Source organism: Cupriavidus sp. PB-02, assembly GCF_058252315.1.
In genome coordinates, this window is record NZ_CM177695.1 from 1,912,728 (window position 1) to 1,932,690 (window position 19,963).

A 19,963-nucleotide genomic window follows, 5' to 3' on the forward strand; every position below is an offset into this window, starting at 1 on the left:
GGGCGCGACTTTCAGTGGGAACGGCCGCAGGGGATGACGGAGGCGATTTCCTCGCGCATCACCTCGACCACATCGTCGATCTCCAGCCCTTCGGCCGTGACCAGCACATCCTGGCCGCGGCCGATGGCGTAGACCACGCCGCGCCAGCGGCCAGGCTCGACCGCCTCGCACAGGCGGATATTGAATTCGGTGTCCTGGTCCTGGCTATAAACGGTCACCAGGTCGCCAATCTGGGGGGCTTGCACCGCTTCTCCGTCGAACGCCCGGGCCACTACGGTCACCGGCGACTGGGTCAGTCCCCTGGCAAATCTCGCTCGCATGGTCCGCTCCTCTTATTACGGTCCGAGTCAGCTTACAAGAGGAGCTTACAAAAGGCCCGGCAAATAACCAGTAATTTCCGTCATAAAGTGGGGCTTGCTGCCCTTGCCAGCTTGTCAGACGCCGCCGGATAGACAGCGCCGGTACATAGGCCACAATAAAGGCACTAACAGTCGAGGAGACGGCAAATGGGCTCCAACCTACACGTCGTGCCGCACCAGGATGGCTGGGATGTGATCCATGAAGGCGCCCGCTATGCGGAATCGCACCATGCCACCCAGGAAGAGGCGATCGCGGCCGGCACGACCGCAGCACGGCGCGAACACGTCGAACTGCTGGTCCACGGCCGCGACGGCCAGATCCGTTCGCGCAACAGCTTCGGGCGCGATCCGCGCGCCATACCGGGCTAACCGCCGTACCGGGCTAACGCCTGCCCTCAGAAGCCGGATAGTCATATCGCTGCGCCGCCTGCAGCCGTCCCGCATTGGCCAATCAACCGCCGGTGCGGTCCGGCGCGATGTGGATGTGGTTGACGATCTCGCCCACCCCGGCGCACCCGCGCACGCAGGCTTCGACCGCAGCGCGGTCGGCCGCAGTGCCGATGGCGCCTGCAAGCGTCACGCGGCCCTGCGCCACGCGCAGAGATACCTCGCTCACGTCCAGGCCTGCGTCCCACAAGCGCTCGCACAACGTGGCCTGCAACGCGGCATCGGCCTGCGTCGTGCCTTGCACCCCGCCGGCGTCGCCCGGTCCGGTCGATGGATCTTGCATGGGTGCGTTCGCTCAGTACACCGGCGTGCCGGTCCGTGGCACGCGCAGGTGGTTGGCCACTTCCTTCACGCCGAACACTTCATCGGCGATATCCTCGATCCGGTACTTCTGCTGACGATCCGGCACGCTGCCCTGCAGCGTCACCACGCCCTGCTCGACCTTCACCTCCACGTCGTTCAGGTCAAGCCGCGCGCTGCATGTCAGTTGCTCGCACAGGTCTTCCAGGATGCGTTCGTCCGGGCGCTGGTAGTTGCGCGGGCCGACCGGCCGCGCGCGCTGCGGGCCGCCGTGGTACAGGCCCATGCGCTCGTTGTAGCCGGTGAACTGCCGGTATGGGTCGGCCCCGCCCTGCGGCGCGCGGCGGTGCTCCGGCGGCATCTCGCGCGGCCACCGCCGCCGCGCGCCGCGGGCCGCGTCGAACTCGCCCGGATCCACCGGCTTGTCGTAGTCATACACCCCATAAGGCCCCACGTAGTGGCTGCGCATGTCGGTTTCCGGCACCGCACTCTCATGCCACGGTTCGTCGCGCCAGTGGTCTCGTCGCTCGTCCCTGCGGTCCATTGCTGTCTCCCCTGCAGTTGGCATTACTTCTACCGTGGCGGCACCAGGCCGCGGTCGGGCTTGCGCAGTTCGTCCGCGCGCAACTGCCGCACCGCGCACGCCAGCGCCCGCGCCACGTTGTCCACTTCGCCCTGTACGCCGCTGTCCCGGTACAGCTCGGCATGGCTGGTGGGCGTAAGGCTGGTAATAGCCGATACATAGGCGGGATCGGCATAGCCCGGCCCTGTGCTTGCGCGGCGCCTTGCGGCCCTGCTCGTACGCGTCCCCCGATGCGCTCGAGCCGGTCCAGCGTCGCATCCTCCTGCCGGTAGGCCGGGTCCGTAAAGCGCGCGAGGAAGCGCTGGCGGAAGGTCTCGCGCGGCAGCGGGATGGTCACCTGGCCCTTGCGGACGTCGGTGGCGTCGCCAGGGTGGCGCTGCGGCTTGGGCGGCTGCTCGGGCATGACTGTGTCTCCATACACGCTGGTAGCCCGTTGGCATGCAAGATGGACGCCATCGCGGCGCGGGGCGGGGCGCTGCTGTAGCGGCACCGGCGCAGGCGCGCGCCCACGCGCGGGTGTCGGTGCGCAAGGCATGGAAGCGATGAGGCCATCCCGCAAGTTCAATGCCCTGCTGGGATCCCACCCCGCTGCGCGTGCAATTCGTTCGAATCTTTGTAAGAAATGCGGGCGCCCCGCGTCAAGGCGTGGTGCGCGGCGAGCGGTATCGTTCGTGCAGCACCCGGAACAGCTCATGGCTGACCTGCATGCCCCGGTACTGGCGCCGCACCACCGCGCGCAGGCGCGCGCCCAGCACATGCGCGCGCAGCGCACGCGCATAGCGGCGCTGCACCGCGTGCTCGCCCTTGCTGATGGCCTGCAGCAGGGCGCGATCCGAGTTGCGCTTGCCGATCCCCGCCGACGCTGCGGAAGCGGCCGGCACGGCCACAGCCTCCGGCTGTTGCCCCAGGTCCAGCAGGCAGGCCTGGAGCTCCTGCGCGGCCAGCGCAAACGCATTGGCGCGGCTGGTAAAGAGCGATTTCAGGTGCGGATTGGCGGCGGCCATGGCCGCGCGGCGGCAACCGTGCTCGCCCTCGCGCGAGGCCGCGATCAGCGCATTGAGCAACAGGACCTTTTTCTTCGCCATGGCACACCTGCCCTGGTCCGTGGCCGGACCCGTGAAGTCATCGATCAGGGCCGGCTGCCCGCCGGCGGTTGTCCCTTGTTACCGGTCCTTGCCGCGCGCCCCGCACGCCAGGGTCAGACTAGGATAGGTGCCCGTCCCGCCTGGCACCAGTTGCGGAAAACGCGCGGTGCGAGGCCGCCACCCACGCCTTGCGCGCCTCGCGCATGCCGCGCAGGTTCATGGCGATCAGCGCCAGCTGCAGCACGATCAGCGCGTACGCATTGCCATGCCAGCCCCAGGCAATCCACAGCACATTGCTCGCCAGGAACACCCAGAAACCAGCGCGCCGCCGCGCGATCGAGCGCGATCCGACCAGCCATGTGGCGATCACCGTCACCACCATCGCCGGCCATTGTGTTGCCTCCAGCCACCAGTCCATGCGCATGCGCTCCATGCCGTGTTGATCGGTTCGCTTCGACCCGCCTTGACGCCGGCGCCCGTGGGTTGCGTTGGCACCTTCCGACGAACAAGGGCAAGAAGCGTACCGGACAGTGCGCCCCCTGCCGCCGCGCGTCAATCTGCTTGCGCGTTCTTTCCATCGGCAAGAATGGCGCGGGCATTTTTTACAAGCGGTTGCGCATCGCGCACATGACTCGATCCAGGGCTTGCCCTTGAACCGTCTTGCGTCGACACTGACTGAGGCAAACCCGGGCGTGCTGGCACGCACTTCGCATGGCTGTGCCATCCCGCCGGCTGGCCACAAGGCGCCGGGCGGGGCATTGTTGCTCCAGCGGAGCGAAACCCCGGGAGGACTTTGTGCGGATCTGCCAGATCGACCTGACCGGAACGCCCGACGCCGATGAACACGCGCTGCAACGCGTGGCGGCGCTGGGCTTCGACCACGTCCTGATCGGCGGCTGGCCGCGCCTACCCGGCGAAGACGCTCTCGCGGCGTGCACCCGGCATGGGCTGGCGCCGTTGCTCGATCTCTCACTGGATCGCTTCACCTCCGACGGCGCGGACAGTGCCGCCGACCCGCGCTGGATCGACACCAGCGCGCCCGCCTTCGCCCCCCACGAAACCGACAACCACATCCCCGGCGCGCGTCTGCGCTGGCACGACCCGCAAGTGGCCGAGGCGCTGGTGCAGTGGTGGGCGGCGCAACTGCGCATGGCGTGGGCGGCGGGTGCGGCGGGATTCTGCTGCCGCGCACCGGCGCGCGTGCCTGGCAGATGGTGGGCCGCGCTGACTGCGACGCTGCGCGACGACGCCGAGCCGGAACAGGCGCGCGGTACGCCGCGCTTCCTGGCCTGGACGCCCGGGCTCAACCCCGCCCAGCTGGATGAGTTGGCACCGGCCGGCTTCGACGCCGCCTTCTGCTCGCTGCCGTGGTGGGATTTCCGCAGCACGTGGTTGACCGAGGAAATCGCGCGCCTGCGCCGCTTTGGCCGGGTACTGGCCGCGCCGGCGCTGACGCCGTCCCGCCAGGATGCGCTCAGCGCGCGGCGTGCGCTATGGACCGCCGCCGCCATCGGCGACGGCATCCTGGTGCCGGCGGGATTCGAAACCGGCGGTGCGCTCGCGCGCGATCCGCTGGCGCCCGACGGGGCTGCGCACGATGGCGCCCCCTACGACATCACGCACGAACTGCTGGAAGCCAATTCCTGGCTGGCCGCCCGCAACCCCGCGCCAGCCTTGTCGGTGCGGCTGCTGAGCGGCCCCGACGCGCCGCTGACGGTACTCGCCCGGCTGCCGGCACCCAATGGCGCCTGCGGCATGCCGGGTGCCGGCAACGGCAAGACCGCACCGGGCTTGCCCAATGGCGCCGCGGCACTGGCCGTGGTGCTCAACCCGGACCCGATGGCACCCGGCACGCTCGGCGCCGACCGCGTGCTGAGCGCGCTGCCGCATCCCAGCGCGCACCTTGAAGCCTCGCCGGGCGGCCCGGGCGGCACGCTCGACGCCACCAGCCGGCTCGATGCGCTCGCCAGCATCACGCTCGCGCCAGCCGATATCCGCCTCTATGAAGTGCCACCGGTGCCGCTGACGCGCCCCGGCGTGCCGCGCCGCGATGCGCGCGAGCCGCACGGGCATGAAACGCTGACGGCCACCGGCCTGGGCAGCGTGGTGGCGGCGATGGAAGCGCCGCGCATCGCCATCGAACGCGTCGAACCCGCCTGCGACGACGGCCGCTTCGCGGTGCGGCGCGTCGTCGGCGAGCGCGTCACGGTCAGCGCCGATATCTGGATGGATGGCCACGACAAACTCGCCGCGGCGGTGCTGTGGCGTGCGCCCGGCGAGTCCGATTGGCACGAGGCGCCGCTGCACCCCGTGATCAACGACCGCTGGGAAGGCAGCTTCCCGCTGGTGGCGCTGGGCCGGCATGAATTCACCGTCGAAGCCTGGCGCGACGCCTACGCCAGCTGGCTCGACGAAATCAGCAAGAAGCGCGCGGCCGGCCTCAACGTGGCGCTGGAGATCGAAGAAGGCGCGCGGCTGGTGGCCGATATGCTGCTGCGGCCCGCCGGCAAGAATGGCAAGAAAGGCAATGGCAGGAAGAACGCCGGGAAGTCCCCCGCGGACAGCGAACTATCCGCCATCGTCGATGAACTGACCGAAGCCGCCGGCGATGACGAACGCCGCCTGGAGATACTGCTGTCGCGGCGCACCGCCGCCGCCGTGCACGCGGTGATGGCCACGCCCGCCGGGCGCCAGTTCGTCTCGCGCCACCCGGTGGCCATGCCGGTTGAGGCCGACCGCCTTGCCGCACGCTACGCCAGCTGGTATGAGCTGTTCCCGCGCTCGCAAAGCAACGACGAGCAGCGCCACGGCACCTTCGACGACGTGATCGGGCGACTCCCCGCGATCCGCGCGATGGGTTTCGACGTGCTCTACTTCACGCCGATCCACCCGATCGGCCGCACCCACCGCAAGGGCCGCAACAACAGCCTGCGTGCGCAACCGGGGGATCCTGGCAGCCCCTACGCCATCGGCGGCGAGGAAGGCGGCCACGACGCGCTGCATCCCGAGCTGGGCACATTGGACGACTTCCGCCGCCTGCTCGATGCAGCGGCAGCCAATGGCCTGGAGCTGGCGCTGGACTTCGCGATCCAGTGTTCGCCCGACCATCCGTGGCTGCGCGACCACCCGGAATGGTTCGCGCACCGCCCCGACGGCTCGCTGCGCTACGCCGAGAACCCGCCCAAGAAGTACGAGGACATCGTCAATGTCGACTTCTACGCCGCGCCGCCCGCCGGCGCCGCGCTGTGGCAGGCGCTGCGCGACGTGGTGATGTTCTGGGCCGACCATGGCGTGCGCATCTTCCGCGTGGACAACCCGCACACCAAGCCGCTGCCGTTCTGGGAATGGATGATCGCCGACATCCGCGCGCACCACCCCGACACCATCTTCCTGGCCGAGGCCTTCACCCGGCCCAAGATGATGGCGCGCCTGGCCAAGCTCGGCTTCAGCCAGTCGTACACCTACTTCACCTGGCGCAACACCAAGTGGGAGCTGACCGAGTACCTGAACGAACTGACCCAGGGCCCGCTGCGCGACTTCTTCCACCCGCACTTCTTCGTCAACACGCCCGACATCAACCCTTACTTCCTGCACCACGGCGGCCGCCCCGCGTTCCTGATCCGCGCGGCGCTGGCCACCATGCTGTCGGGGCTGTGGGGCATGTACAGCGGCTTCGAGCTGTGCGAGAGCGCACCCTTCGTGCTGGACGGCAAGGTGCGCGAGGAATACCTCGATTCCGAGAAATACCAGCTGCGCGCGCGCGACTGGCACCAGCCCGGCAATATCGTCGCCGAGATCTCGCGCCTCAATGAGATCCGCAACAGCCACCCGGCGCTGCAGAACAACGGCCTGCGCTTCTACCACGCCGGCAGTGATGCGGTGCTGTGGTTCGCGCGTTTCGTGCCGGGCACGGACTACCTGTTCGGCGACGACGTGCTGCTGGTGGCAATCAACCTGGACCCGCGCCACGCGCACGAGGCCGATATCGAACTGCCGCTGTGGGAATGGGGCCTGCCCGACCATGCCCGGGTGGCGGTGCAGGAGCTGATGCGCGGCGCGCACTTCGAGCTGCGCGGCAAGCACCAGCGCATCCGGCTGGACCCGGCGCAGCTGCCCTTCGCGGTCTGGCATGTGCGCCCGCTGGAGCGGCCCGCGCCCCGCCCCGCGGCAGCACCGGCATCCACCGACCCGCACGGCGCCTGACAGGCATACGTGGAGACACGGATGAAACGCCTCACCGAAACCGGCAGTGCCGCCCTGCTCAACGCCGATCCGCTCTGGTACAAGGATGCCGTCATCTACCAGCTCCACATCAAGTCCTTCTACGACGCCAACGGCGACGGCGTGGGCGACTTTGCCGGCCTGCTGGCCAAGCTCGACTACCTGGTCAACCTGGGCGTGGACACCGTCTGGCTGCTGCCGTTCTACCCGTCGCCGCGCCGCGACGACGGCTACGATATCGCCGACTACCGCAACGTCCACCCCGACTACGGCACGCTGTCCGACGCGCGCCGCTTTATCGCCGCGGCCCACGCGCGCGGGCTGCGCGTGATCACCGAGCTGGTGATCAACCACACCTCCGACCAGCATCCGTGGTTCCAGCGCGCGCGCAACGCCAAGCCCGGCTCGGCGGCGCGGCGCTACTATGTGTGGTCGGACCATGACCAGGCCTACGCCGGCACCCGCATCATCTTCTGCGATACCGAGAAGTCCAACTGGAGCTGGGACCCGGTGGCGGGCGCCTACTTCTGGCACCGCTTCTACTCGCACCAGCCGGACCTGAACTTCGACAACCCGCAGGTGCTCAACGAGGTGCTGTCGGTGATGCGCTACTGGCTCGACATGGGCGTCGACGGGCTGCGCCTGGACGCGGTGCCCTACCTGGTCGAGCGCGAAGGCACCAGCAACGAGAACCTGCCCGAGACCCATGCCGTCATCCGCCATATCCGCGCCCACCTGGACGCGCGCTTCCCCGGCCGCATGCTGCTGGCAGAAGCCAATATGTGGCCGGAGGACGCGCAGCAGTACTTCGGCCTGACCGGCCCCGACCCGGAAGGCGACGAATGCCACATGGCCTTCCACTTCCCGCTGATGCCGCGCATGTACATGGCGATCGCGCGCGAAGACCGCTTCCCGATCACCGACATCATGCGCCAGACCCCGGAGGTGCCGCCCAACTGCCAGTGGGCCATCTTCCTGCGCAACCATGACGAACTGACGCTGGAGATGGTGACCAGCAGCGAGCGCGACTACCTGTGGGAGGTCTACGCCACCGACCGGCGCGCGCGCATCAACCTGGGCATCCGCCGCCGGCTGGCGCCGCTGATGGAGCGCGACCGCCGCCGCATCGAGCTGATGAACAGCCTGCTGTTCTCGATGCCGGGCACGCCGGTGATCTACTACGGCGACGAGATCGGCATGGGCGACAACATCCACCTGGGCGACCGCGACGGCGTGCGCACCCCGATGCAGTGGTCGCCCGACCGCAACGGCGGCTTCTCGCATGCCGATCCCGAGCGACTGGTGCTGCCGCCGCTGCAGGGGCCGCTGTACGGCTACGAGGCGGTCAACGTCGAGGCGCAGGCGCGCGACCCGCATTCGCTGCTGAACTGGATGCGGCGCATGCTGGCGCTGCGGCGCAAGCACCGCGCCTTCGGCCGCGGCACGCTGCGCTTCCTGTTCCCCGGCAACCGCAAGATCCTGGCGTACCTGCGCGAGTACGAGGGCGAGCACATCCTGTGCGTGGCCAACCTGTCGCGCGCGCCGCAGGCCGTCGAGCTGGACCTGTCCGCCTTCAACGGCCGCGTGCCGGTGGAGATGATGGGCGCCACCCCCTTTCCCGCGATCGGCACGCTCACTTACCTGCTGACGTTGCCGCCCTATGGCTTCTACTGGTTCGTGCTCAGCGACGAGGCGCTGCCGCCGTCGTGGCACGTGGAGGCGCCCGAACAGATGCCAGACCAGATCACCCTCGTGATGCAGAACATCGCCCGCCCGGAGCTGACCGACGCCTCGCGCCGCATCCTGGCCACCGAAGTGCTGCCGCACTACATCAGCCGGCGCCGCTGGTTCGGGGCCAAGCATGAGCGCATCGAGCGCGTCGGCATGGCCTACGTGCTGCCGTTCACGCGCGGCGCCAGTGGTGAAGACGTCTACCTGGGCGAGGTCGAGGTGGTGCTGTCCGGACGCACCGAACGCTACCAGCTGCCGGTGGGCATCCTGTGGGACCGCGAAAGCGCAGACAGCGTGTCGCAGCTGGCGCACGGGCTGTCGATGGCGCGCGTGCGCCAGGGCAGCCGCGTGGGACTGGCCACCGACGGCTTCGTGGTCGAGCCCTTTGCACGCGAGGTGGTGCGCGCGCTGCGCAACGGCGCAGAATTGCGCACCGGGCAGGACACCATCCGCTTCCTGGCCGAACCGGGCCTGGCCGCGCTGGAGCTGGAGCGCGACCCGATCGAATGGATGTCGGCCGAACAGTCCAACAGCTCGCTGTCGTACAACAACACCGCCGTGCTCAAGCTGGTGCGCCGGCTCTCCGGCGGCATCCATCCCGAAGCCGAGATGACGCGCTACCTGACCGCGCAGGGCTATGCCCACGCCGCGTCTTTGCTGGGCGAGGTGGTGCGCACCGGAGCCGACGGCGTGCCGCATACGCTGATGCTGCTGCAGGCCTATATCCTCAACCAGGGCAACGGCTGGGACTGGACCCTGGACTACCTTGGCCGCACCATCGACGATGCGCTGCCAGCCCAGGAAAGCGAGGACGAGTTCGCCGAGGCCATGAACGGCTACGCGGCGCTGGCCGGCACGCTGGGGCGCCGCCTGGCCGAGCTGCATGCGGTGCTGGCGCGGCCCACCGACGACGACGCCTTCACGCCGCAGCCCGCCAGCAACGAAGATGCGCACGCCTGGGCCGAGCAGGCCATGAAGGCGCTGCAGCGCGCGCTGGCGTTGCTGGAAAAGCGCGCCGCCAGCATGCAGGGTTCGGTACAGCAATCATATGAGGCCGACGTGCAGACGCTTGCGGCCGCGCGCGACGCCCTGCCGGCGCTGGTCAAGCAACTCGCCGCCGCCGCGCCGGGCAGCCTGCAGACGCGCATCCACGGCGACTTCCACCTGGGCCAGGTGCTGATCGCGCAGAACGACACCTATCTGGTCGACTTCGAGGGCGAGCCCGGCCTGCCGCTGGACTGGCGGCGCCGCAAGACCTCGCCGCTGCGCGACGTGGCCGGACTGCTGCGCTCGCTCGACTACGCCGCGGCCACGGTGGGCACCGATCGCCAGGAGCGCACGCATACCGAGCTGCCGCCGCAGCTTGCCGAGCGCCGCGCCGTGCTGCTGGAGGGCTTCCGCAGCACCGCCAGCGACGCCTTCCTGAGCAGCTACCAGCAGCATATGGAAGCGTCGCCGGCGCCGTGGGTGGCGCCTGACCAGCTGCAGCCGCTGCTGGACCTGTTCCTGCTCGAGCGCGCGGCCTATGAGGTCGACTACGAAGCCGCCAACCGCGTCGCCTGGATCGACCTGCCGGTCAGCGGCCTGGCCCGCCTGGTGCGCAAGCTGGTGCCGGGAGGCCAGCCATGAGCCCCCCCACCACAAGCACCCGCGGCGCGGGCATGCTGCCGGGGCACGAACTCGACGCCCTGCTCGGCGCGCGCCACCATGACCCCTTTGCCGTACTGGGTCCGCATCCCGATGGCGACGGCACGCTGGTGCGCGCCTGCCTGCCGGGCGCGGTCTCGGTGCAGCTGGCCGATGCCAGCGGCACGCCGCTGGCGCCGATGGAGCCGCTGCACGGCGGCGGCGTCTTTGCCGGGCGCCTGCCCGCGCGCGAGCGCCAGGCCCACGCCACCGACTACCGGCTGCGTGTGGAATGGCCCGACGGCTCCGAACAGTGCGCCGCCGACCCCTATGCCTTCGGCCTGCTGCTGGGCGAGCTGGACCTGCACCTGATCGCCGAGGGCCGGCACTTCAAGCTCGGCGAGTGCCTGGGCGCGCAATGGGAGAGCGTGGACGGCATTGACGGGGTGCGCTTCGCGGTGTGGGCGCCGAATGCGCGGCGTGTGTCGGTGATCGGGGATTTCAACGGCTGGCATCCGGCGCGGCACCCGATGCGGCTGCGCCATCCCAGCGGCATCTGGGAGCTGTTCGTGCCGGCGGCGCTGGGCGCCGGGCCGGGCTGCCGCTACAAGTACGACCTGCTCGACCCGCACGGCACCGAGCTGCCCGACAAGGCCGATCCGCTCGCGCTCGCCACCGAGCCGCCGCCTGAGACCGCTTCCGTGGTGACCGCGCCCGGCAAGAGCGCGCCGCCCTTCGACTGGCACGACGCCGACTGGATGGCGCGCCGCGACGCCGCCAACCCCTACGCATCGCCGATGTCGGTCTACGAGGTCCACGTCCTGTCGTGGCTGCGCGCGGCCAACGACACGCAACGCGGCTGGGAGATCCTGGCCGAGCGGCTGGTGCCATACGTGCAGGAACTGGGCTTCACCCATATCGAACTGCTGCCGATCACCGAGCATCCGTTTGGCGGCTCGTGGGGCTACCAGCCGCTGTCGCTGTATGCGCCCACCGCGCGCCTGGGCCCGCCGCAGGCCTTCGCCGCCTTTGTCGACCGCTGCCACCAGGCCGGCATCGGCGTGATCCTGGACTGGGTGCCGGCGCACTTCCCCACCGATCCGCACGGGCTGGCGCGCTTCGACGGCACCGCGCTGTACGAGCACATGGACCCGCGCGAAGGCTTCCACCAGGACTGGAACACGCTGATCTACAACCTCGGCCGCAACGAGGTGCGCGGCTTCCTGCTGGCCGGCGCGCTGCACTGGCTGGAGCACTTCCACGCCGACGGCCTGCGCGTGGATGCGGTGGCGTCCATGCTCTACCGCGACTACAGCCGCGAGCCCGGCCAGTGGGTTCCCAACCGCTTCGGCGGCCGCGAAAACCTGGAAGCCGTCGACTTCGTGCGCGAACTGAACACCGTGGTCCACGAACGCTGCCCGGGCGCGCTGACCATCGCCGAGGAATCGACCGCCTGGCCCGGCGTCACCGCCAGCGTCGCCAGCGGCGGGCTGGGCTTCGACTTCAAGTGGAACATGGGCTGGATGCACGACACGCTGCGCTACCTGGGACACGAGCCCGTCCACCGTGCCTGGCACCACCAGGACATGACCTTCGGCCTGGTCTACGCCTGGTCCGAAGCCTTCGTGCTGCCGCTGTCGCATGACGAGGTGGTGCACGGCAAGGGCTCGATGATCGGCAAGGTGCCCGGCGACGAGTGGCAGCGCTTTGCCGGCCTGCGCGCCTACTACGGCTTCATGTGGACCCACCCCGGCAAGAAGCTGCTGTTCATGGGCGGCGAGCTGGCCCAGTGGCAGGAGTGGAACCACGACGCCGAGCTGGACTGGGCGCTGCTGGACCACCCCATGCACCGCGGCATGCACACGCTGGTGCGCGACCTGAACCGGCTCTACCGCGAGCTGCCCGCGCTGCATGCGCTGGACCACAGCCCGGAAGGCTTCCAGTGGGTGGTGGGCGACGACAACCACAACAGCGTCTTTGCCTGGCTGCGGCGCGCCGCGGCGGGCAGCCGCGAGGTGGTCCTGGTGGTGGCCAACATGACGCCCGTGCCGCGCTACGGCTACCGCCTCGGCGTACCCTTTGCCGGCCCCTGGCAGGAATGCCTGAACACCGACGCCGAGTGCTATGGCGGCAGCAATGTCGGCAACGGCGGCGCGGTGACGGCGGTGGACGTGCCCTCGCACGGCCAGCCGGCCTCGCTGGCGCTGACGCTGCCGCCGCTGGCCACGCTGGTGCTGCGGCTCGACCGGGTTGATGGTGGTGCACAAGGCGCGGCGACATGAACCGACCCTTCGCGGACCGGCTGCTGCCGGGCAAGCCGTATCCCCTGGGCGCCCACTGGGACGGGCTGGGGGTCAACTTCGCGGTGTTCTCGGCGCATGCCTCGCGCATCGACCTGTGCCTGTTCTCAGAGAATGGCCGCAAGGAACTGGCGCGCCTGCCGCTGCCGGAATGCACCGACGAGATCTGGCACGGCTACCTGCCCAACGCGGCGCTCGGCACGCTGTACGGCTACCGCGCGCACGGCCCCTACGATCCCGCGCACGGGCACCGCTTCAACCCGCACAAGCTGCTGCTGGACCCGTACGCGCGCCAGTTGAGCGGCCCGGTGCGCTGGGCGGATGTGCTGTTCGGCTACCGCCTGCAGAGCGCGCGCGGCGACCTGACGCCGGACCGGCGCGACAGCGCCCAGAGCATGCCCAAGGCGGTGGTGATCGACGAGAGCTTCCACTGGGGCGACGACCGCCCGCCCGCGGTGCCGTGGTCCGCCACCGTCATCTATGAAGCCCACCTGCGCGGCCTGTCGATGCTGCGCGACGACCTGTTGCCCAACCTGCGCGGCTCCTTCGCCTCGCTGTGCGACCCGCGCTTTATCGACCACCTGGTGCAGATGGGCATCACCACCGTCGAGCTGCTGCCGGTGCACGCCATCCTGCAGGACCGCTTCCTGCTGGAGCGCGGGCTGCGCAACTATTGGGGCTACAACACCATGGCGTACTTCGCGCCGGAACCGGCCTACCTGGGCACCGGGCAGCTGCAGGAATGCAAGGTGGCGATGCGGCGCCTGCATGCCGCCGGCATCGAAGTGATCCTGGACGTGGTCTACAACCACACCTGCGAGGGCAACGAAATGGGGCCGACGGTATCGTGGCGCGGCCTGGACAACGCCAGCTACTACCGCCTGATGCCGGGCGACGAGCGTCACTACATCAACGACACCGGCTGCGGCAACACGCTCAACCTGTCGCACCCGCGTGTGCTGCAGATGGTGATGGACTCGCTGCGCTACTGGGTGCAGGGCTACCACGTCGACGGCTTCCGCTTCGACCTGGGCAGCACGCTCGGGCGCGAGGGCAACGGCTTCGACCAGGGCTCGGGCTTCTTTGATGCGCTGATGCAGGACCCGGTGCTGAGCCACGTCAAGCTGATCTCGGAACCGTGGGACCTGGGCCCCGGGGGCTACCAGCTCGGCAACCACCCGCCCGGCTTTGCCGAATGGAACGACAAGTTCCGCGACGTGGTGCGCCGCTTCTGGCGCGGCGATGCCGGCAAGCGCGGCGAGCTGGCCGCGCGGCTGGCGGCCTCGGCCGACCTGTTCGACCGGCGCCACCGGCGCCCGTGGGCCAGCGTCAACTTCATCACCGCGCACGACGGCTTCACACTGGCCGACCTGGTCTGCTACAGCACCAAGCACAATGAGGCCAACGGCGAGGACAACCGCGACGGCACTGACGACAACGCCAGCGCCAACTGGAGCCCGGACGGCAGCATCGAAGGCCCCACCGACGACCCCGAGATCCTGGAGCGCCGCAGCCGCGTGGCACAGGCGCTGATGGCCACGCTGCTGCTCGCGCAGGGCACGCCGATGCTGACCGCCGGCGACGAATGGGGCCGCACCCAGCACGGCAACAACAACGCCTACTGCCAGGACAACGAGATATCGTGGCTGGACTGGAAGCAGGCCCAGACGCCCGGCGCACAGCCGCTGCAGCACATGGTGCGCCGCCTGCTCGCGCTGCGCCGGCGGCTGCACGCCCTCACCGGCGACCGCTTCGCGCACGGGCGCCAGGAACCGGCGCGCAGCATTGCCGACATTGCCTGGTTCGATACCGACGGCAAACCGCCCACCCCCGAGGAATGGGCCGACCCGGAAATCCGCACGCTGGCGCTGCGCCGCGCTGCCCCGCCGCCGCAACCTGAGCGCCCGCAGCTGGGCTCGCTGCCGGAAGAGGAGGGGGACGAGGACGATGCGCGCACCGTGCAGGTGACGCTGCTGCTGCTCAACGCCGGCGAGGCCGACGCGTCGTTCCGGCTGCCCGAGCCCAAGCTGGCCTGGACCCTGCTCTTCGACAGCAGCCGGCCCGAAGCCACCGAGTCCGAGCTAGCCGGCGAAGCGGTGGGCGAGAGCCAGACGGTGCCGGGCCATTCGCTGGTGCTGCTGGCCGCCCCAGCCCGCAGCCGCGAGAGCCCGCACCAGGAGAGTCCGCCGCTGGGCGCGCCGCAGGAGACACAGGAATGACCCGACGTACGCACCGCAGCGCCGCGCCGCCCCCCGCGCCACTGCAGAAGCTGGCGCTGCGCGCTGGCCTGCTGCCGCACTGGACGGATGCCTGGAACCAGCCACAGGCCGTCTCCGACGACGCGCTGCGGCGCGTGCTCAACGGCCTCGGCCTGCCCTGCGCCACCGGCGGCCAGTGCGAGGCCTCGCGCGCGTGGCTGGCCGCCGACGATGCCATCCATGCGCTGCCGCCGCTCATCACCGCCGAACGCGGCAAGCCGGTAGCCGTGCCATGGCCCCACACGCTGCCGCAACGCGCATACCGGCTGACGCTGGAAGACGGCGCCATCATCGCCGGCACCGCGGTGCGCGGCAACGATGACAGCGCACGCGGCAACGACGGCACCATGCTGCTGCCCGCCATCGACGTATGCGGCTACCACCGGCTGGAACTGGGCGATGCGCACACCGTGCTGGCGGTGGCGCCGCCGCGCTGCTATGGCGTGGCCGATGCCCTGCGCCATGCCGGGCGCACCGGCACCGATCCGCGCGCGCGGCCCTGGGGCCTGGCGGTGCAGCTTTACAGCCTGCGCCGCGGCGCGCCCTGCGGCATGGGCGACCTGAGCGCGCTGGCGCAGTGCTGCGTGAGCGCGGCCGGCGCGCACGCCGATGCCGTGGCGATCAACCCGCTGCACGCGGGCTTTGCCGCGCTGCCCGAGCGCTACAGCCCGTATGCGCCGTCCAGCCGCCTGTTCCTGAACCCGCTCTATGCCGACCCGGCCGCGTTGTTCGGCCAGGCCGCGTTGGACGCCGCCATCGCCGCGCTGGGCGCGGGCGAGGCGCTGGCCGCGCTGGAGGCGCGCACCGAGATCGACTGGATCGCGCTGGCGCCGCTGCGCTACGCGATCCTGCAGTGGCTGTGGCAGCGCCGCGAGACGCTGCTGCCGCGCGCGGCGCTGGATGACTGCGCCGCCTTCCGCGCGCGCGGCGGCACCGCGCTGCACGCGCACGCCTGCTACGAGGCGATCCAGGCGCAGCGCCTGGCCGACAGCGCCAACGGCCTGAACCACAACGCCGCGCCGGACTGGCGCTGCTGGCCGGTGACGCTGCGCTCCCCGGCCGATGCCGCGGTGGCCGGCTTTGCGCAGGCCCATGCCGACGAGGTGGCCTACCACGCCTTCCTGCAGTGGATCGCCGCCGACGGGATGGCGCGTGCGCAGCGCGCCGCGCGCGAGGCCGGCATGGCCATCGGCATCGTGTCTGACCTGGCGGTGGGCGCCGACCCCGGCGGCAGCCAGGCCTGGACACGCCAGCAGGAGATCCTGGCGGGCGTGCATGCGGGCGCGCCGCCGGACGTGTACAACCCGCTGGGGCAGGACTGGGGCGTCGCGGTGTTCTCGCCGCGCGGGTTGCGCCAGCATGGCTTTGCCGCCTTCCTGGAAATGCTGCGCGCCAACCTGGCCCATGCCGGCGGGTTGCGCATCGACCATGTGCTGGGGCTGGCGCGCATGTGGCTGGTCCCGGCCGGCGCCCCGGCCAGCGATGGCGCCTACCTGCGCTATCCGCTGGAAGACCTGCTGCGGCTGGTGGCGCTGGAGTCGTGGCGGCACCGCGCCATCATCATCGGCGAGAACCTCGGCACGGTGCCGCCGGAGCTGAATGCGGCGCTGTCGGCGCGCGGCGTGCTGGGGATCGACGTGCTGTGGTTCCAGCGCGAGGAGGACAGTGGGGACAGTGAGGACAGTGCACCGGCCGATACCGGCGACGAAGTCCGGAAACCGGACGACACCGTCCCGGCCTTCCTGCCACCCGCCCAGTGGCCGGCAGATGCCATCGCCACCACCTCCACGCACGACCTGCCCACGGTAGCCGGCTGGTGGGCCGGCCGCGACCTGGACTGGCGCGAGCGGCTGCAACTGCTGGCGCCCGGCGAAACCATCGAACAGGCCCACGCCGGCCGCGCGCGCGAACGCAGCGCGCTGTGGCAGGCGCTGTGCGACGCCGGCCTGTGCAGCGGCCCTGAGCCGGGCCCGGCCCATGCGCCGCTCGACGCCGTGCTGGCGTGGCTGGGCACGGCGCGGACCGCACTGCGCGTGGTGCCGCTGGAAGACCTGCTGGGCGAGGCCGAGCAGCCCAACCTGCCCGGCACCACCAGTGTCCATCCCAACTGGCAACGGCGCCTGGATGCCGACGTGCGTGCGCTGGCCGACACGCCCGAGGTACGCGCCCGCGCCGAAGCCGTGCGCAGTGGCCGCCACGGCGCGCGGCATCCCCCGCCGCGCCGCTAGCCGCACCGCTCAGCGCGCCCCCAGGCGCGCATGTGGCGGCTGCCAGACCTTGCGGCAATGCCGTAGCCATTTCCCGCGTTGCGCGCATTGCCTGATCCGCTAAGCTTGACGCACCAACATGCGCAGGAGCCCCGCCATGAAGGACGCCCTCCGGCCCGAGCATGCCGACGACACCCGTACCGCCCTGTCCGGCGCCAGCCTGCGCCGCGCTTTCCTGGACCACGTGTTCCATACCCAGGGCAAGCTGCCCGGCCACGCCAGCGAGAACGACCTCTACCAGGCCGCGGCGCATACCGTGCGCGACCGCCTGGTGCAGCGCTGGATCAGCACCGCCGAAGCCTATCTGGGCCAGCCCTCGCGCACCGTCGCCTACCTGTCGGCCGAATTCCTGATGGGCCCGCACCTGGGCAATAACCTGATCAACCTGGGCATCTACGACGAGGTGCGCGAGGCCATGGCCGCGGCCGGGCTTGACCTCGACAGTATCCTGGCGCAGGAGGTCGAGCCGGGGCTCGGCAACGGCGGCCTCGGCCGCCTGGCGGCGTGCTTCATGGATTCGCTGGCGACGCTGGAAATCCCCGCGCTCGGCTACGGCATCCGCTACGAATACGGCATCTTCCAGCAGACCATCATAGACGGCATGCAGGTGGAGAAGACCGATACCTGGCTGCGCAACGGCAATCCGTGGGAGATCCAGCGCTCCGAATGGGCGGTGCAGGTGCGCCTGGGCGGGCACACCGAGCACTACACCGACGACCGCGGCCACTACCGCGTGCGCTGGGTGCCGGCCAAGACGGTGGTGGGCGTGCCGTTCGACTCGCCGATCCTGGGCTACCGAGTCAACACCGTGAACACGCTGCGGCTGTGGCGCGCCGACGCCACCGAGGCGTTCGACTTCCACACCTTCAACCGCGGCGACTACCTGGGCGCCGTCAGCAAGAAGGTCACCTCCGAGAACCTGACCAAGGTCCTCTACCCCAACGACGAGACCAGCCAGGGCAAGGAGCTGCGGCTGGAGCAACAGTACTTCTTCGTCGCCTGTTCGCTGCAGGACATGCTGCGGCTGCTGGCCGTCGACGGCATCCCGGTGACGCGCTTCCACGAGAAGTTCGCGGTGCAGCTGAATGACACCCACCCCGCCGTGGGCATTGTCGAGCTGATGCGGCTGCTGGTCGACGACCACGACCTGCCCTGGAACGACGCCTGGCAGATCACGCAAAATGCCTTTGCCTACACCAACCACACGCTGCTGCCCGAGGCACTGGAGCAGTGGCCGCTGCCGCTGTTCGGCCGTGTGCTGCCGCGCCACCTTGAGATCATCCTCGAGATCAACGCGCGCTTTCTCGACGAGGTGCGGATCCGCTTCTACGGCGACGAATCGCGCCTGGCGCGGCTGTCGCTGATCAATGAGCACGGCGAGCGCCATGTGCGCATGGCCAACCTGGCGTGCGTGGGCAGCCACGCCATCAACGGCGTGGCCGAGCTGCACTCGCGGCTGATGCGCGAGGACGTGCTCAAGGATTTCTACGCGATGTGGCCGGAGAAGTTCACCAGCATCACCAACGGCGTCACGCCACGGCGCTGGCTGGCGCTGTCCAACCCGCGGATGACGCGGCTGGTCTCGGATGCGATCGGCGATGGCTGGATTTCAGACCTGGACCAGATCCGCGCGCTTGAACCCTATGCAGACGATGCCGGCTTCCGCGAGCAGTGGCAGGCCGCGCGGCACGCCAACAAGGTCGACCTGGCGCAGCTGATCCGCGACACCACCGGCGTGGTGGTGGACCCTTCCTCGATGTTCGACGTGATGGTCAAGCGCATTCACGAATACAAGCGCCAGCACCTGGCGGTGCTGCACGTGATCGCCTTGTACCACCGCATCAAGTCCGACCCCAACGCCGAAATCCAGCCGCGCACCTTCCTGTTCGGCGGCAAGGCGGCGCCGGGCTACGTGTACGCCAAGCTGATGATCCGCTTTATCACCTCGGTAGCGGACGTGATCAACCGCGACCCGCAGGTGCGCGACCGACTCAGGGTGGTGTTCCTGCCCAACTTCAACGTCACCTACGGGCAGCAAACCTATCCGGCGGCGGACCTGTCCGAGCAGATCTCGCTGGCGGGCAAGGAAGCCTCGGGCACCGGCAACATGAAGTTCGCGATGAACGGCGTGCTCAATATCGGCACCATGGACGGCGCCAATATCGAGCTGCGCGAGGCCGTCGGCCACGACAACTTCTTCCCGTTCGGCCTGACCGCGCCCGAGGTCTATTCGCTGCGCGCCAGCGGCTATGAGCCCGCGGCCTACTACCACAGCAATCCACAACTGCGCGCGGTGATCGACCTGATCCAGCAGGGCTTCTTCTCGCGCGGCGACCCGACGCTGTTCCGCCCGCTGTTCGATCCGCAGATGCAGCACGATCCCTACCTGCTGCTAGCCGACTTCGCCTCGTATATCGAATGCCAGCAACTGGTATCGGATGTGTTTGCCGATCCGCAGCGCTGGCAGCGCATGTCAGTGCTGTCGTGCGCACGCTCGGGCAGGTTTTCCTCGGACCGGGCGATCCGCGAGTATTGCGAGCGCATCTGGAAGGTCGAATCGGTGCCGGTGCGGCTGCTGCACAGCGCCAGCGGCACGCCCGGGGACGTGGAAGCGGGCGCGCGAGCGGCATGACCATGCGACGGCGCAGCGAACGTGCGCTGGCGCATGTGCCGGCGGCTCGCGTAGTTTCTACAATTGCCCATGTAACAAAGCCTGCGTCGCACCCGCGCCCCTGCCCGCAAGCCGCGCCCAGATGCGCGTTCTGCTGGCATGGAGTTCGCATTGC

The 19,963-nt window shown here is 69.8% G+C and carries 12 protein-coding genes; 7 read left to right on the forward strand and 5 right to left on the reverse strand.

What is annotated here, in order from left to right; translation table 11 throughout:
* Positions 1-11: 11 nt before the first annotated feature.
* Positions 12-320 (reverse strand): hypothetical protein, encoded by a 309-nt coding sequence (locus tag AC10V3_RS29545; RefSeq protein ID WP_022538918.1) that lies wholly within the window; start codon positions 318-320, stop codon positions 12-14.
* Positions 321-506: 186 nt separating this feature from the next.
* On the opposite strand from AC10V3_RS29545, the gene AC10V3_RS29550 reads away from it, so the two are divergent.
* Positions 507-728 (forward strand): DUF2188 domain-containing protein, encoded by a 222-nt coding sequence (locus AC10V3_RS29550; protein ID WP_022538919.1) that lies wholly within the window; start codon positions 507-509, stop codon positions 726-728.
* 82 nt (positions 729-810) lie between these two features.
* Here the strand turns inward: AC10V3_RS29550 and AC10V3_RS29555 are convergent, their stop codons facing one another.
* The 4 genes from AC10V3_RS29555 to AC10V3_RS29570 form a co-directional block, all read right to left on the reverse strand.
* Positions 811-1,089 (reverse strand): BON domain-containing protein, encoded by a 279-nt coding sequence (locus tag AC10V3_RS29555; protein WP_022538920.1) that lies wholly within the window; start codon positions 1,087-1,089, stop codon positions 811-813.
* Between the two features lie 12 nt (positions 1,090-1,101).
* On the reverse strand, positions 1,102-1,650 hold the full coding sequence (locus AC10V3_RS29560) for a BON domain-containing protein (protein ID WP_022538921.1): 549 nt from the start codon (positions 1,648-1,650) through the stop codon (positions 1,102-1,104).
* Positions 1,651-2,327: 677 nt separating this feature from the next.
* Positions 2,328-2,774 carry a PA2169 family four-helix-bundle protein gene (locus tag AC10V3_RS29565; RefSeq protein ID WP_022538923.1) on the reverse strand — a complete coding sequence of 149 codons (447 nt, stop codon included), beginning with the start codon at positions 2,772-2,774 and terminating at the stop codon, positions 2,328-2,330.
* A gap of 118 nt (positions 2,775-2,892) precedes the next feature.
* Entirely contained in the window at positions 2,893-3,192 is a 300-nt protein-coding gene (locus AC10V3_RS29570; protein WP_051370027.1) for a hypothetical protein, read from the reverse strand.
* 377 nt (positions 3,193-3,569) lie between these two features.
* Between AC10V3_RS29570 and AC10V3_RS29575 the strand changes: the two genes are divergently transcribed.
* The 6 genes from AC10V3_RS29575 (at position 3,570) to AC10V3_RS29600 (ending at position 19,809) form a co-directional block, all read left to right on the forward strand.
* Positions 3,570-6,977 (forward strand): maltotransferase domain-containing protein, encoded by a 3,408-nt coding sequence (locus AC10V3_RS29575; protein WP_490923844.1) that lies wholly within the window; start codon positions 3,570-3,572, stop codon positions 6,975-6,977.
* 21 nt (positions 6,978-6,998) lie between these two features.
* Entirely contained in the window at positions 6,999-10,355 is a 3,357-nt protein-coding gene (gene treS / locus AC10V3_RS29580) for a maltose alpha-D-glucosyltransferase (RefSeq protein WP_490923845.1), read from the forward strand.
* Entirely contained in the window at positions 10,352-12,634 is a 2,283-nt protein-coding gene (gene glgB, locus AC10V3_RS29585) for a 1,4-alpha-glucan branching protein GlgB (protein ID WP_490923846.1), read from the forward strand. The genes treS and glgB overlap by 4 nt, the downstream gene beginning before the upstream one ends.
* Entirely contained in the window at positions 12,631-14,871 is a 2,241-nt protein-coding gene (gene glgX, locus AC10V3_RS29590) for a glycogen debranching protein GlgX (RefSeq protein WP_490923847.1), read from the forward strand. The genes glgB and glgX overlap by 4 nt, the downstream gene beginning before the upstream one ends.
* Positions 14,868-17,138, forward strand: coding sequence for a 4-alpha-glucanotransferase (gene malQ, locus AC10V3_RS29595; RefSeq protein ID WP_490923848.1), 2,271 nt, complete (start codon positions 14,868-14,870; stop codon positions 17,136-17,138). Before glgX ends, malQ begins: the two co-directional genes overlap by 4 nt.
* 136 nt (positions 17,139-17,274) lie before the next feature.
* Positions 17,275-19,809, forward strand: coding sequence for a glycogen/starch/alpha-glucan phosphorylase (locus tag AC10V3_RS29600; RefSeq protein WP_022538930.1), 2,535 nt, complete (start codon positions 17,275-17,277; stop codon positions 19,807-19,809).
* The last annotated feature ends 154 nt before the right edge of the window (positions 19,810-19,963 follow it).